The 15,866-nt window shown below is 34.0% G+C and carries 13 protein-coding genes; 3 read left to right on the top strand and 10 right to left on the bottom strand.

Annotation, left to right across the window (positions count from 1 at the left end):
* Nucleotides 1–114: 114 nt before the first annotated feature.
* From ACHRV5_RS20455 to ACHRV5_RS20420, 8 genes are all read right to left on the bottom strand, one after another.
* Entirely contained in the window at nucleotides 115–2,490 is a 2,376-nt protein-coding gene (locus tag ACHRV5_RS20455) for a carboxypeptidase-like regulatory domain-containing protein (RefSeq protein ID WP_395427987.1), read from the bottom strand.
* A gap of 62 nt (nucleotides 2,491–2,552) precedes the next feature.
* Entirely contained in the window at nucleotides 2,553–3,140 is a 588-nt protein-coding gene (locus ACHRV5_RS20450; RefSeq protein WP_395427986.1) for a Crp/Fnr family transcriptional regulator, read from the bottom strand.
* A 135-nt stretch (nucleotides 3,141–3,275) separates the two neighbouring features.
* Nucleotides 3,276–4,016, bottom strand: coding sequence for an SDR family oxidoreductase (locus ACHRV5_RS20445; protein ID WP_395427984.1), 741 nt, complete (start codon nucleotides 4,014–4,016; stop codon nucleotides 3,276–3,278).
* A gap of 64 nt (nucleotides 4,017–4,080) precedes the next feature.
* Entirely contained in the window at nucleotides 4,081–4,656 is a 576-nt protein-coding gene (locus ACHRV5_RS20440; RefSeq protein WP_395427983.1) for a Crp/Fnr family transcriptional regulator, read from the bottom strand.
* 120 nt (nucleotides 4,657–4,776) lie between these two features.
* Complete coding sequence (locus tag ACHRV5_RS20435) at nucleotides 4,777–5,367, bottom strand: NAD(P)H-dependent oxidoreductase (protein WP_395427981.1); 591 nt, start codon at nucleotides 5,365–5,367, stop codon at nucleotides 4,777–4,779.
* A 93-nt stretch (nucleotides 5,368–5,460) separates the two neighbouring features.
* On the bottom strand, nucleotides 5,461–6,282 hold the full coding sequence (locus ACHRV5_RS20430) for a DUF6597 domain-containing transcriptional factor (protein WP_395427980.1): 822 nt from the start codon (nucleotides 6,280–6,282) through the stop codon (nucleotides 5,461–5,463).
* A 27-nt stretch (nucleotides 6,283–6,309) separates the two neighbouring features.
* On the bottom strand, nucleotides 6,310–7,008 hold the full coding sequence (lipB, locus tag ACHRV5_RS20425; RefSeq protein ID WP_230004732.1) for a lipoyl(octanoyl) transferase LipB: 699 nt from the start codon (nucleotides 7,006–7,008) through the stop codon (nucleotides 6,310–6,312).
* A gap of 6 nt (nucleotides 7,009–7,014) precedes the next feature.
* Nucleotides 7,015–7,767, bottom strand: coding sequence for a hypothetical protein (locus ACHRV5_RS20420; protein WP_395427979.1), 753 nt, complete (start codon nucleotides 7,765–7,767; stop codon nucleotides 7,015–7,017).
* An 875-nt stretch (nucleotides 7,768–8,642) separates the two neighbouring features.
* Here ACHRV5_RS20420 and ACHRV5_RS20415 point away from each other — a divergent pair.
* From ACHRV5_RS20415 to ACHRV5_RS20405, 3 genes are read left to right on the top strand one after another with little or no spacing between them, the layout of a single operon-like run.
* Nucleotides 8,643–9,722 carry a hypothetical protein gene (locus ACHRV5_RS20415; protein ID WP_395427978.1) on the top strand — a complete coding sequence of 360 codons (1,080 nt, stop codon included), beginning with the start codon at nucleotides 8,643–8,645 and terminating at the stop codon, nucleotides 9,720–9,722.
* Between the two features lie 12 nt (nucleotides 9,723–9,734).
* A complete protein-coding gene (locus ACHRV5_RS20410; RefSeq protein ID WP_395427977.1) occupies nucleotides 9,735–11,417 on the top strand; it encodes a glycerophosphodiester phosphodiesterase family protein in 1,683 nt (560 codons plus the stop codon).
* A gap of 21 nt (nucleotides 11,418–11,438) precedes the next feature.
* Entirely contained in the window at nucleotides 11,439–12,527 is a 1,089-nt protein-coding gene (locus ACHRV5_RS20405) for a T9SS type A sorting domain-containing protein (RefSeq protein WP_395427976.1), read from the top strand.
* A 926-nt stretch (nucleotides 12,528–13,453) separates the two neighbouring features.
* Here the strand turns inward: ACHRV5_RS20405 and ACHRV5_RS20400 are convergent.
* Together ACHRV5_RS20400 and ACHRV5_RS20395 are read right to left on the bottom strand one after the other, a co-directional pair.
* Entirely contained in the window at nucleotides 13,454–14,356 is a 903-nt protein-coding gene (locus ACHRV5_RS20400) for a glycerophosphodiester phosphodiesterase family protein (protein WP_395427974.1), read from the bottom strand.
* A 106-nt stretch (nucleotides 14,357–14,462) separates the two neighbouring features.
* Nucleotides 14,463–15,860 carry a RagB/SusD family nutrient uptake outer membrane protein gene (locus ACHRV5_RS20395; RefSeq protein ID WP_047777945.1) on the bottom strand — a complete coding sequence of 466 codons (1,398 nt, stop codon included), beginning with the start codon at nucleotides 15,858–15,860 and terminating at the stop codon, nucleotides 14,463–14,465.
* Between the last annotated feature and the right edge of the window lie 6 nt (nucleotides 15,861–15,866).

Here is a 15,866-nt window from a genome sequence, read left to right as displayed (position 1 = left end):
ATTGAAAGGCGATATTAATCGAGTACTTTTCGAGATTCCATATTGAATCAAAACAACAAAAGGAAGCAAAAAAACATCTCTTTTGCTTCCTTATTTATACTCCTTTTAAGATTCTTAAAATTGAAATTTATACCCGAAATCAGGTGAAAATCCGATTTGGTCTTTTTGATTGATACTATTCGTTAATCGATTGTATTCTTTAGTAAAAATGTTGGTGTGATTGGTTACGTTTTGAAAATCGATATAAAACTGGTGGAATCTCTTTTTCTTTTTACTATTAAATTTAATTCCGAACTTAATATCCAATCTCAAATAGGGATCGTATTGTTTACTAAAGGCATTGGCATCATCCCTAATTTCATAACCTGCATCATTTGAAGCTGCCAAATCTACAGGGGTATAATAACGTCCTCCTGCCGTTGTAAACTTAGTATCAATTGAAAAGACATTTTTCTTCTCCTTTCCGATTCTAAATTCTTTTCCTCCCAGAAGATTAATTACATAACCATTATTAAACGGCGAATTTCGATCTATACCATCACTTCCTTTGTATTTACTTTCAAAAAATGACGTTGTAAACAAGGCGTAATACCCCTCGCTAAAGAACTTTTCGACTGTAAATTCTATTCCTTGATTGTATCCTTTTCCTTTACTGATCAGCGAAGTTTTATCGATTGAATAACCAAAATCCGCTCCTTCTGTTAAGGAGGAATAACTACTTGGAAAGGATTGTACAGCCGCTTTGTCAATATCCTGATAATATACCTCTACTTTTCCTCTCCATTTTTTAGCCAGTCGAACATCATACCCTAAAACATAATGTTTGCTTTCTACTAAATCTAAATTCTTATTGGTCTGCAACGGATTTCCATCTCTAAATTCATTCAAAAACAAAACAGGAACCGGTACACTTTGATGATGTATACCAAAACCGAAACTAATGGAGTTTTTTGGATTTACCGCATAAGACAAGGCTGTTCTGGGCTCCAAAACAAACTCTTTATTGATCGAAAAATACTGTCCATGAACACCCGCATTAAAAGTCAGTTTTTCAGTCAATCGAAACTGACCCTGAGCAAAGGGTTGCATAATATTATAACTACCATTATTATCGACAACCTGAACAAAATCAGGATAACCATCTCCATCTGAATCCTGCTGTCTGTCACGCGAAGCCATTTTCGCATCAAGTGTGTAATGTTCAAAAAGCAACCCTGCCCTGAATGTTGTTTTCTTATTTATTTTAGAATTGAACAAGGTTGAGAATGTAATTCTGTTTTCCGAATTTTTGATGTCTGTGAAAGATAATTTAGTTTCGTTTGGCGTTTGAAAACCATAATAACGGTCATTTCTGTAGGAGTTTTCAGCATTGGAAGCTCCGATAATTGTCTTTAAATAAGATCGGGTTCCAATCTCTAAATTATGTTTTACGCCTATAGAAGCAAATCTCGACTTCACAAAAGCATCTTCATCCTGCGCTGCGAAAGGGTCTTCTTTATCAATTTTACTTCCCAGAAATTTAATATCCGAAGTGCCATAGATTCCAAAAAAAGAGAAGTTTCCAATCTTACTTTTCCCTAAATCTACATTAAAACTAATGTCCCGATAATTAGGTTGAGCATCTGTTCCCGCCAGCCCTAAAACCCCAACAAAACCATATCTTGCAGCTGCTACAAACGAACCTCCTTTTTTGCCCAACGGTCCCTCTGCCATAAATTCCACACCGGGATAGGCACCTGCACTAATCATATATTCATAGTCATCCGGATTTCCTTTTCGGAAACTAAGGTCAAAAACGCCGCTTATTGCGTTCCCGTATTCAGCAGGAAAAGCCGAGGTCAAAAAGTCAGAATTAGCCAAAAGATTGGGATTTAATGCCGAAATAGGCCCTCCCGTTGTTCCCAAAGTCGAAAAGTGATTTGGACTTGGAACCGGCATCCCTTCTATCCTCCACAACATCCCCGACGGAGAGTTCCCACGCACTACGATATCGTTTCGACTGTCATCTCCGGTAGATACTCCAGCAAAATTAGACACCAAACGCGCGACATCACTTCTTCCTCCGGCATATCGGTTTACTTCTTCGGTGGTAAATTGTTTGGTTGAAACAAGTGCCATTTTATTGATCGCTTTGGCTTTGCTGGATCCGGAAGTAACAACAATTTCATCCAGTGCATTGAACTTTTCAATCATCGAGATGGTCAGCAGATTGTCTTTTCCGGTAGTTACATCCAGATCAGAAACAGAAGTGTTTTCATAACCTGTAAAACTGATCGTAAGATTCTGTCTTCCAATAGGGATATTCAGTAATTTAAAGTTACCGTTACTATCCGTTACGGCTTCGATACTCTCATTTCCGACTAGGGTGACAAGAACGCCGACTAAAGGTTTTTCAGATTGTTTGTCAATTACCTTTCCTTTTACAGCTCCGGTTTGAGCCTCGGAAATAAAGCCAAAAAGGCCAAAAATAATCAGGAATATGCGTTTCATTTTTATTTTGCTTTACAGTTACTAAAGCAAAAATAGAGTGACGAAATTTCTTAAAAATTGACTTAAGTTAAGATTTTACTATTAAGCGTTAATCGGGTTCTGATTCGGCTTAAACTCTCGGGTTTTATTCCCAAATAACTGGCAATGTGTTTTAAAGAAACTCTTTCCATTACTTTTGGACAATATTTAATAAACTTCAGGTAACGCTCTTCATTAGACAATAATGACATCATCATATTTCGTCCTGTTAGCCCTTTTATCGTTCTTTCCATCATGACACGCAAAAAAGAATTAAAGACCGGATATTCGGCAACCAATTTTTCAAAATCATGTTTATAGGCCAAATAAAATACACAATCTTCTAAGGCCTCAATATTTATTCTGGAGGGTTTACCGTATAAAAAACTTTCAAAATCGGAGTACCAATCATTCTCAAAGAAAAAATTCCCCGTGGATTCTACGCCATCAACCAGATAATAATAGCGAATACAACCTTCTGCTACAAAAACGCCAAAATTACAAACCTCCCCTTCGATTAAAAGATGCTGATTTTTTTTAACTTTTTTCAGTTTAAGTATACTTCTAAAAGCACTACTTTCCGCTTCATTAAATTCCATAAATCGCGAGAGATCGGTAATTACACTTTGCATGATTTTTTAGGTTTTAAGAATACTAATTTGTTTTTGGATATCTAAAACAAATAACTCCAATTATTATTAAAAATTGCGCTAAGTAAAAGATTTTCAAACCATAACAAATTAATACAATCTACACTTCAACAAAAATCAATTTAAACTATTGACTTTCTTGAAAGCTAATTTTGGTGCAATTCTGGAAAGAAGATAAAGTAATTTTACTTTTGCTATTCGAATTTCAAGTTTGTCCTGACTAATGGCTTTTAACATTTCTGACACTGCTTTTTCTACCCTAATTGCAATTTTAGGAGGGTTCCCATTATGCCAAGGAGTATCAACAGCTGGAAATAACACTTCAATGATTTGTACTTTCTCCTTCTTAAGCTGTTCCCGTAGCACTTGTGTAAAAGAATGTAATGCTGCTTTTGAGGCGTTATAAAAGGTGTAATTTACCCTCGGTACGTAAACCAAACCGGTCGTAATATTTATAATTTTCGCACTATTGTTCTTAATTAATGCGGGATACAACAACTTGATTAACCGAATCGGAGCTATTAAATTAGTTGCCATTTCATCTTGTAACTTTTCTAAAACAAAATCGTCATTGGCAAAATTAATATTGGAAGAAATTGCGGCATTATTAATCAAAACATTCACTTTGGGATAGTTAATTTGAATCCATTTGACAAAATGGTTGCATTGCTTTTCGTCGGCAATATCACATTGGTAAACAATCAAATCAGGCAGTTGTTGCTGCGCTTTTTTTAGTTTATCTAAAGATCTTGAACAGGTAATTACAATATTCCCTTTATCCATAAATCGCTTACACATTTCTAACCCGATACCCGAACTTCCACCCGTGATAACAATGGTACTATTTGAGATCTCCATAACTTATAATTTAAGATTAGGAATCAAAAATAACAGCCGTTTTTCAGTCTTGCATTGACCTATGTTAAGTCTTACGTTTCTTTTTGATCCGACTCAGCGATTCCGGTTTGATTCCTAAGTATGAAGCCAAAATTTGCTGTGAAATGCGGTTTTCTAAATGCGGAAACTCTTCTATGAAAATTTCATATCGTTTTTCTGCATCCAACAGTAACAATTCTCTTTCTCTTTTTTCTTTAACACAAAATGCATCTTCAATTACTTTCAACAAAAAAAAGGTCCAAAACGGATTCTTTTCCTTAATCTCTAACCAGTTATGATACTCTATTTCTAAAATTTCTGATTCTTCTAAAGCTTCAATAAAAAAGGAGGACGGATTCCCATGAATCATAGCCGAATAGGAACTTATAAAGCTGTTTTCTGAAATAATCCCTTTGGTAAATTCATTGCCTTTCTGATCGATATAAACATATCTGAACAGTCCTTTAACCACAAAGGCCAGCTTACGAGGCACCTGACCTTCGGCGATAAAGTATTCGTTTTTCTCTATTTTTTTAAACTGAGAAATCCCGTATAATTCGCGTTGTTCTTTTTCAGGAAGATTCAAACCGGCAAAGATTGTTTCTGTATCTTCTTTTTTCATGTAACTACTTAATTTAAGATTCTTTAAATATAAACATTCGTCGCTTGATTACTCTAAAAAAACAATGCGCTAATTTTCAAACAAATAAATTTATTCTTTCCAATTGTTCCGTAAAAAAAATTACGCAAAAGTGGTTCTTTTTACTAAGAGTGATTTAATCTGATTTCTCCATTCTGTAGTATTCTCCGAAGAAGCTTTATCGGCTTTATCAAAATAAAAATGCTCTTGAATTTCAAATCCACAATAAGTAAAAATCCCAGTGTCTGAAGTTAAAGCCAGCGCCTTATCCATTCCAATGGCTTCATATTCTTCTTTTGATTTCCCATGCGAATTTACAATGATGGCTTTCTTGCCTGTAAACAGTCCTTTTTGAACGCCCTGATCGTATCGGTATGCAAATCCATAACTAAAAACACGGTCAATATAGCCTTTCATTATTGCGGGCATTCCTGTCCACCAAATCGGATAAACAAAAATGATCTGATCTGCCCAAGTTATAAAATCCTGCTCTTTTTGCACTTCTGCGGCTACTTTTCCTATTCTTTGACCCTTCATATCTTCTAAAGAAAGAACGGGGTTAAAATCGATCTTATTTAAATCGCGAATTTCAACCTCCTGACCTGATTCCTGAAGGCTTTCGATAATCGTTTGTTTAAAAAAATGGCTTAAACTGTCTGAATTTGGATGTGCGTAAATGATTAAGTTTTTCATGTTTTCTATGTTTTTAAGATTGAACATGACAAATGTAGATCGGAAGAAAGAATACCAATTGTAAGAAAACGAAATCCGAAATGCTAAAAAAAATTATTGGGTCTTAAAACCACAGATATCGCTCTGGAATTTCAGAAATTTGGTAGGCGAAATATTCATATAATACTTAAAATCATGAATGAGCTGACTTTGATCGTAATAGCTGCATGCTTCCACAATAGCAAGCCAGTCTACTTTTCCAGTAGTCTCTACATCTTTCTGAATGTGCTCAACGGCTTTTAGAAAACGCTCGTAACGATTGGCTTCTTTGATGGTATACCCGAAAGCCTTTTTTTGATTGAGCTGAATATTCCGTTCTGTTTGATTGGTTTTGGATGCAATTGTTTTAATCGGATTTAAGGCTTGTTCTTTAAAATCAGCTAAGAGCATCGCAATTGCATTTTGCTCTCTCAAGTATGGTTTACAAAATGCTAATATATGAGCCACACGATCATTTGTATCGGGAATTTGCTGCAACTCTTCCCATAAAGCGGCAAAACAATTGTCGGAAATTAAGTCATCCGGATGTACGGGTAAGGTATGTTTTGCAAGGGCCTTCCCGAAGAATCTGTAAAAAGCATCTTCTTTGAAATTGGCAACCAGAATTTGAGAACCTGATGCTAATGTATAATCAAAGGCTTGTTTTATGGGACCTAAAACAAGACATTTTTCGGCTTCAAGGATATTGTTTTGCTGTGATTTTAAAGAGGTTTTTGTACCAAAGGTAAATACCAGTATCGTCTGAAAACTGGGTATTAGTGTTTTCGTTATCGGAGAATCGGTTTTGTTTTCTGCAAAATAAAAATGAGAAAAAACAGTTTGAAATTCTAAAGGAACAGCAATTTTATAATTGTTATTTTCTTCAGAATTCCCCATGTTTTTTCTCTTTTAAATAGTTTATTTTTAAATGAATTCGGTTTCAAATAATGCAGTCAGATGTTTTAAGATTTTGGCTTTCACTTCTTCTTCATCGACACGCTCTACACCTAATTCTACGTTTAAAGAAGTAACTCCTTTTCCACGAATTCCACACGGAATAATATTATCAAAATACCCTAAATCTACGTTTACATTTAAGGCAAATCCGTGCATGGTTACCCAGCGTGAAGCCCGTACACCAAGGGCACAAATTTTTCGAGCAAACGGAGTTCCAACACCTAGCCAAACGCCGGTTTCACCTTCGCTGCGTCCGCATTCTAAACCATATTCGGCCAATGTCAGAATAATAGATTCTTCCAAAAAACGTAAATATTTATGAATGTCGGTAAAGAAATTCTCCAAATCTAAAATCGGATACCCTACAATTTGTCCTGGTCCGTGATAGGTGATATCACCACCGCGATTGATTTTGTAAAACGTTGCTCCTTTTGCCTCTAGTTGCTTTTCGTTTAACAACAAATTCTCAAAATCGCCGCTTTTACCCAACGTATACACATGCGGATGCTCTACAAAAAGCAAATAATTTGGCGTTGCTAAATCGAGTTCTTCTCTTCTGTTTCTTATTTTTAAGTCGACAATATCTTTAAAAAGTTCTTCTTGATATTCCCAGGTCGCTTTATAGTCTTTACTTCCTAAATCTTGAAGTTGAATTTTTTTATTCATTTTTAATTATTTTTCAAACTCTACGTCAAAGTTAAGTTTGTCAGGATTCTCCATATAATCCGTAAATGGGTATTGAATTGTAATTGTTTTTCGATCTTCACTAAACAAGGCGTCCGGATTAGATACTTTTTTGATTTTTTTCGGGAAGTGATATTTTAAAATGTACGTCGATGATGAAAAAATCATTTTAGACATATCTGCGGTACTGTCTTTTACTTTTTCTGCCAATTTTTGTTTGTCAATTATGGCTTTACGGGTAAATTTCTTTCCGTCATAGGTATAACTTAACTTACTGTTATTGTTGCCAAAATCACCTCCAAATGGAGCTGCAGCTCCACTTTTATCTAACTTTTGGAACGTACTTAGTGTTTGTAATATGTCCTGTAATTCATTTACATTTTTAAAATCGGTTGAGAAAGTCATTAAAAATTCTTTCTTTGCTGAACTCATTTTGGTGTGAACTACAAAGTTTTCTATTTTTTTAAACTCTTTCTGCATTTCCGGCGAAAGCTTGGCAATACTGTCTTTCTTTTCTTCAAACAACTGCTTGAAGGTAAAAGTAGAATCAATGTCTTTTTTAGCCTCGGCTCCCATTTGACTTCCGATTTGGTCTCCCGCCATTGCCATTAAGGAAGAACCGTCCAGGTCTACTGAAAACTTCCCGGTTCCGTTGTCATTTACATAAATATTTTCTGTGAAAGTACAGCTTGTCAGTGTTGCTACTAAAAAAGAAAAACTAAGTAATTTGTATAATTTCATTGTGGTATATTTTTTATCAAAGATACGAAGTCTAATTTGAATTAATTAGTCGTTTAATTCTTGATTTTTCATCAATTTTAAAGCAAAAGGTTATTATTCAAGTTCTACTTTAAAACCAAAACCTGCACTCCTTTTTTGAGGGTTTCGCAACGGAATTCCAACAACAAAAAAACATTACAAACCTCACTATCAAAATATTTCAGTTTGAAATACTTTGATTTTCTCCAGAAAATGCAAATCCGGAATAGCTGTTCTTTGCTAAAAGTATAGCATTATACGCTTTTTTTTAAATATATAAATCTATGTCAACCTTTTGATACTTATAGAAGCTTTTTCAAATATAAATTCACTAAAATCAAATATTAATCGAGAGACAAGCATCACTCCTAGATGCATTACTTTTGAATTGTAATTTTATTCTTACTTTTTTTAATGTGGTTTAAAAGTTAACAATGTAAATACAGGCTTTAAGAGCCTCGTGAAAATATAGTAATGAAACTGACAAAATATACTTGTCAATCCCAAATCGGAATTACAAAGTATCATCGCTCTCCAGACGAAAAATTAGTTTCTTTATTTCATTAACAATTAACAAAACTAAAGGGCCATTCAATTTGAATTTTCTACTAAGAAAACTTATAAAATAAACCAACAATTTTAATACATATAATTTCCTTCTTATAGAGAAAAACATACTCTCATTAATAAGCATTTCATCTTCGGGAATAGAAGTAATTATACCGAAACAATATGGAATCAAAGCTCTACTAATCTAGCTCAGAGTAACAACTGATTGAATCGTATGGATTAATAGTGTTTGACCAGCCACAAACAAAAAACATACACCAAAAATTAACCTTTAAAATCTACAAAACATGAAAACAACTATGAAATTATTAATTGAAAATGCAAACAAATCGTTACTGGTTTTAGTACTATTATCCATGCCTTTTAATTGGAGTTATGCCCAATCACAGTTATTGACTTTTGCAGAACTGACAGCAGACAGAACTAACAACTGGACCAACGATGCCAATTTTACAACTACTATTGATGCTAATAACAATGCCACCAATATACCAAGATCATTCAGTTGGTTTATAGGACCAGGAACTACCGACGCTGATTTATTGATGTATCTTACCAAGATTCCCGCTTCCGGAAATGAACTCCATCTTTTTGGTAAGACTGTTATACAAAATCCTACATGGAATGCAAGTTGGGACAATCTAACTTCATGGGTAGAAGGCGAGACCTCTTTTATACAGAGTAATGGTGATGAACAGGGCTTAAAAATTTCGTCCAATACAGGAAATAAAGTATATATAGGTGACAGCAATGATCAAGTTTTTTTTCCCGGCAATAATATTGGGATTGGGATTGATTCTCCTCAATTTAAAGTTCATGCAAATGGAGGATTCGTTAGTGATGTTAATGGTGTTCAAGTTATAATGGGGCCCGGTAAAAATAGTACCGGATGGATTGGCACTCTTTCAAACAGCGGTCTATTTATTGGAACAAATAATACAGGCTCAAATATGTATTTGGACACTAGTGACAATGTATATATTGGGGGTGTACAACCCAGCGATATTAAAACTTCAATGAGAAGTTCCTATGATTTATTTGTTCATAATGGTATTTTGAGTGAAGATTATGGAATTGGGCCTAAAGCAACATGGGCCGATTATGTTTTTAACGATACTTATGAATTAAAAACACTAAAAGAAATCGATGAGTTTATTTCTGTAAATAAACATTTACCCAATATGCCATCTCAAAAATCTGTATCCGAAAACGGTTATAATTTACATGAAATGAATGTAACACTTTTAGAGAAAATAGAAGAACTTATGCTTTATACCATTGACCAGCAAAAGGAATTGGATAAACTCAAAGAAGACTATACAGGATTAAAAAAATCCATTCATAATTTGCAGATCAAACCTAATTAAAAACTTAAAACGATGTATAAAATAAATCTTTACGCCAAAAATTTTGGTATAAAATTCTTGGTCTTTTTAAGTCAGTTACTGTTTTTTTTCTCTGTTACCATAGTTGTGGGGCAGACCAACCAAGTTTTAAATACAACAGCTGAAATAAGTTTATTAAATATTTTTGATCCTAATGCAGATTTAACCGGAGGAATAATAGGGGAAACATCTAATAATGGTACTATTCAAATGGAAGTTTGGACTTATGACGAAAGTAAACCTAATAAAAGAGGCGTTTTAGTCTATTTACTGACTACTAGTGCTTCCACAGCTAATTTTGCGGGAGCCCCCTATACTTATGCAAAGAATACAATACCCAATACTGACGTCAGTTGGTTGTCAAATTATCCAGATAACTGGGCAAGTAATGATATTAAAAGAGCCATATGGGCTATTGATAAATCCCGTTATGGTAAAGCTCAAAAAACATCCGTTTATAATTTTTTATCAACTAAAATTAAATTAAGGATTTTTGTATTTACAACAAATGCAGTTTTTTCTAAAATCAAAGTGCCGGGAATTGGCATTATTAATTCATCAGGAGGAAATGCACAATTTGATTCCAATCATTTTTGTTACAATTTAGATAATTCCGGTGATCCAATTTGCACTATTTGGAGCAAAATTAAATCCCCAAATTTAGAGCAAAAATCTAACTTCATATTTGCTGCACACAGAGGGTATTGGGGATACGACTTAGGTAATGGTCCTCCTGAAAATACTCCTGAAGCTATAAAAGCCGCATTGAAATACACAACAGTTATAGAATCGGATATTACGCGAACTAAAGATAATTTAATCGTTGTAAGTCACGACTATTACTTACGCCGTCTTACAAACTATTCGGGACCAGATACGGATTATATTTATGATAAAACCCTGAATGAATTAAAAACATTAAAGTTAAAAAAGCGCAATGGAACTATCAGTGACAATAATTTCATAACTTTTTCTGACATACTAGATGAAATGATTGCAAACAAAACAGTACTAACCGTTGATATTAAAGGTGCCAAATCGCGAAACGATATGTATACCAAAGAGTGCATAGCAAGGTGTGATTATGACCCTCAACTGAATCCAACAAACGCAGAAAGAATGCAAAAAGAGGATTATATGTTAATATTAAGAAAATGTATTGAAGAAGCCAACACTAAAAATGCCTTACAATATGTAGCATTCAAAGTGGCATATACCTATGAAGACATTGTAGATGCTATGCCACCAGGTTTCGATATTAATTTACTTTCTAAAATCCTATATTTTCCTATTCTGCAACCTGGTGGCGATATCCAGTCTAAAGCTCAATTTATTGACACCTGGTATAGCCATGCCGGCAATAAGATTATGGCTTTTGAAACCAACTTTAAAAGCGAGAGCGAAATTACCAATACCTCTTTTAGAAGAGGAGGTAAATTATATGAGAACTTATTTGAGTATACTTATAAAGTAACTGGATTAAGACCAGGAACTTATACTGAAGAGGCCATGGGACCTAAAGGTAACGTAGACAGATGGGCACAATGGAATATTAAAGATATTCGTGTTGACGTTAGAGGAGATCATTACTACTTAATGAGTATCCCTTATTTTAATATATCCGTCCTGACAACTGACAGACCTGATATCTGGTCCCAAATACAATCCACTTTTTGATTAAATATAAATTTATGCGTTATGAAAAATATTTCTCTTTATCCTTTTTCGATAGGACAAACAAAGTTTTTATCCGTACTATTAGTGCTAAATTTTAATATGTCTTTTTCTCAAACAGAGCCTTATTCCTATTTTGCGCCTTATGGGAATAATATGTTTACAAGCACGTCGGAACCCGATCATAATTCACAGATTATTACTGCGAATCAATTAAATAATTTATCCCAAAATAATGATGGACTAGTAATCATTTGTGATTTTGAAGCACCAAAAAATGGGGATCAATTATTGAGTTTTGAAAGCAGTAAAGGGAGATCTTTAGAAGTCTACTATCAAAATCAAACCATGATGCTTAGAAGATATCATGAAAATGGCACTCATTACGATTATCTTTTATTTGATCCGTTATTTACTCTAAAAGAGCAGACTCCTGTTGATGCAGTCTGGACAGTCCGATACTTTTTTACAGCCCGATTTATGTGGATTGAAGTACAAATAAAGCAAACTACAATTCCAATTAGCACTCAATATTTGTCAGCAACTTACTTTGGTCTGGATTACAAGTTCAACGATGCTAATTCTCCTATGAATGAATTTTTACAGAAGAATACTGCCGCTAAAATTCGCTTGGGTTCTAATTCTAATAATAGAAAATTTAAAATACCGGGGATACTTAAAATACATGAATTTAAATATTCTGAACTTAAAGATCATATCCAAACTCATTTTTCATATCCACAAAAAGTAAATAACACACAAGAAAAAAGCGAAGTTGCATCCACACCTAAAACAATTGAACCTAAGGATAACAAATTAGGGATAGTACAAACAGAGGATTTAGAAACAAATAATGATTTTGAATTTAAAGTGTACCCAAACCCTTCCACAGCATACTTTAACATAGAAATTAATTCAAAAAGTAATAGTGAAATTAAAGTGCAAATTTTTAATATTCACGGCCAGGAATTGTATTCTAAAGCTAAAAATCTAAATTTAGGTTATAACAAAATTACAATAAACTATAGTGATCTTAGGTCGGGTAGCAATGTGATGTTTTTAAAAATAACCGCAAAAGGCAATATTTATTCTTACAAAATATTGCACAGCTAATAATTAGGTACATCCACAATAACACAAACTATCGTTTACAAAATTACCTTGCAAGAAACAAACCCCGAAATCACTCAAAAAGAGCCAAAAACGAGGTTTTCTTCAAAGATATGACGACAAAAATATTAGAAAAAAGCTTTAATCAGATAAAATCTTTAGTAATTCTAGATTTTAAGAAAGCGCGTTCGGGACTTTGACAAAAAGTTCCTAATCTTAAAACCTACGAGCAAAAAATAGCACAGATTAAAGAATTAAAAATGATTCGATACTATTCGATACTATCTGTGTGAATCTTTTTATTTTAATTCTATCTAACTGTTTTTAAGTTATTAAAAAAAAGTTGTTTAGATTCCTCGTTTTCATGACCTTCTTCATCATTTTGCCACGAATTTCACCAATTGGCACGAATTATTTTTTTGCCACTGATCAAAAGGATTTACACAGATTTTGTAAATCCTTTTAATCCTTTAATCCTATCTAATTCTTTTTAAGTTATTAAAAACAAGCTGTTTAGACTCCTCGTTTTCATAACCTTCTTAATCATTTTGCCACGAATTTCACCAATTGGCACGAATTATTTTTTTGCCACTGATCAAAAGGATTTACACAGATTTTGTAAATCCTTTTAATCCTTTAATCTGTGGCTTTCTTTGCTCATAGGCCTGTAAAGTTATCGACTCTTTGTCAAAGTTGTAAACCCACTTTCTTGAAGTCAGTGGCAAAAAAAATAATTAGTGACAAACTGTAATTGCCTCGCCTGTTCATCAAGCACGTGTGGCAAAAGATCAAAAAACACTGAATACAAATGACTTATTTACCAACAAATTAAAAAAAGAGTTATCGAATTAAAGACACTATCCTGAAATTATCGGCAATTTTTTCAACTTACACGCTTTTGGGATAGTATCTTTTCGTAATGAATTCCGCTAATTTAAAGTATGAAGTCTTTTTCTTTTTAGATACTCTAATAATTCTGCCGGCCTGTCGGTTTGTATCATTGTTGCCCCATGCTCTATAACCCATCCCCAATTTTCGTTGGGGGAATCTAAAGCACGTTCATCTTCATGACCGGCACACATTTCGCCCCATAAGGTGTTTACCCAAATTCTTCTTCCTCTTTGTTTTATCTTTTTTATTTGTTCAAACATAGGTGATTTTTCAAAAGAATATAGTATCTCGAAGGCGATAGGACGGGTCTTATTGAGGTACTCATCAACAAAAGCATTTAGGTTTGTTTGTTCTTCTTTGACAATGGGAATGTAAAAAATATCATTTAACAGTGAACCATACTTAGCATTCACTTCAGTATAAGAATCTTCTCCTTTGATTAATGCCTGACGAAGTGTTCCCGTTTTCTTTAATACGTCAACAATCTTATCTATATATTCCCAACTCTTATCAACGTTTATCAGTATCTTCCCTTTTGCCGTAAGCATAAATTCTTCAAAAGTCGGAATTCGTTCATAAGTCTTTCTGTTTAGACCACCGGTAAGATAAAATTTCTGTAATTCAGCATAGGTATAATCGGATAATTTCCCTTTTCCGGTGGTGGTACGATCAATGGTCGTATCGTGCATTAATACTAAAACACTGTCTTTTGTAAATCTGACATCTGTTTCCATTATGTCGACTCCCATCTCAATAGATTTTTTTAACGCTTTTATAGAATTTTCGGGAGCATTCCTCCAATCTCCGCGATGCGCAGCCACAAAAATATATTTGCTTCCGGAATCTTCTAAAATACCAATGAGCTTATCGGCATGGGTTTGAGCCTGAATAATATTGGAGAATAGTATCAGCAATACTATGGCTATGTGTATTTTTTTCATTTTGTACTTTTATATTTGGATTTAAATAAATTTGATGATCAGAAAAAAAACATAATTTTGACACTTTTTACAATTATCATGCTTCTTTCCCGGTGTTTAATAAAACTTAATAACCCGGATTTTGTTTGATAGCCGGATCCGTGTTTATCTCTGTTAAAGGAATAGGCATTAAGAGATTATGGCTATCAATAGTTATCAATATTCCCTCACTTTTAAACCACTGATTCATTACCGTTATTGCCGTGCCTTTGCGAAGTAAATCAAACCATCTGTCTCCTTCTCCCACTAATTCAAGTTTTCGTTCCAAATCAACAGCACTCCGCATATCCGCCTGATTTACAGCAAAAATATTCGCAAGCCCTGCCCGGGTTCGTATTAAATTTAAGTAAGTTGCTGCCTCAGCAATATTACCTTGTTCCGTTTCTATTTCCGCCAACATTAAAATAATATCTGCATAACGAATAACGACTACATTACTTCCTCCATCTGCAGGAACTGTACTGCTTTTAGTCAGTTTTAGAGAAAAAGGAACTCCTGATACTGTAATGGTAACGTATTTGCCTTTACGGCTATCTGCGGTTGTATACTCATTATACAGATTTTTGGTCGGAAGGTTATGTCCTTTCGCTCCCGATATTGCTCCTGAGGGGCTAAATATTTGATGCATACTACTTCCTTCACTATTACCATTTATACCGGAAGCAAATTGAACTGAAAATAGTATTTCTTTATTTGTTTCCTTGTTACTATCAAAAACATCTGCAATAGGCACTAAATCATGACTATTAGAATCTTTAACTTTTAGTAACCACATTTTAGCTTTTTGCAGATCATGCAGCGTCAAATAAACTTTGCCCAATAAGCCTTGCGCAGCAGTTTTAATAACTTTGCCCGGTTTAGCGGCTTTTACAGGTAAAAGGACTTCGGCTTCTGTAAGGTCTTTTATAATTTGCTCATATACAACCTTAGTAGATGCTCTTCCCTGCCCTAAATAACTATTAGGATTTGTTGTTTCCTTAGTAACTAATGGCACATCTCCATACAATCTTACCAAATTGAAATACAAAAGTGCGCGAATAAATTTCATTTCTCCTATTCGATTATCTTTAGTAACGGCAACTTTAAAGGGAATCTTTTCGATTCTGTTTAACACCACATTAGCGCACTGAATTGCGTTGTAAGAATCTCTCCAGGTTTCACCTATTGAACCGACAATACTTGTAACACTAAAATCATCCAACTTGCCGAACGTACCGTCATCATTTAGTGGAACTTCATCATAAGTCGCATCAGAAGGAATCTCTCCCAGAGCTACCATATTTAGTCCATAAAGTCCATTTAATTGCAAACCATTATAAGTACCGTTAACGGCTTCTTCAATTTCGATTTCTGTACTATAAAATTTAGTAGCCACTTTTGACGTGATAGGATCCTGATATAAATCATCTGTACAGGAAAATTGCATCATCAGGCAGAAAAAACTTATTATTTTTATTCTTTTCATAATAGC

The organism is Flavobacterium sp. FlaQc-52 (genome assembly GCF_044007495.1).
In the GTDB taxonomy this organism is placed as follows: Bacteria; Bacteroidota; Bacteroidia; order Flavobacteriales; family Flavobacteriaceae; genus Flavobacterium; species Flavobacterium cupriresistens.
This window is presented reverse-complemented; position numbering and strand designations above follow the sequence as displayed.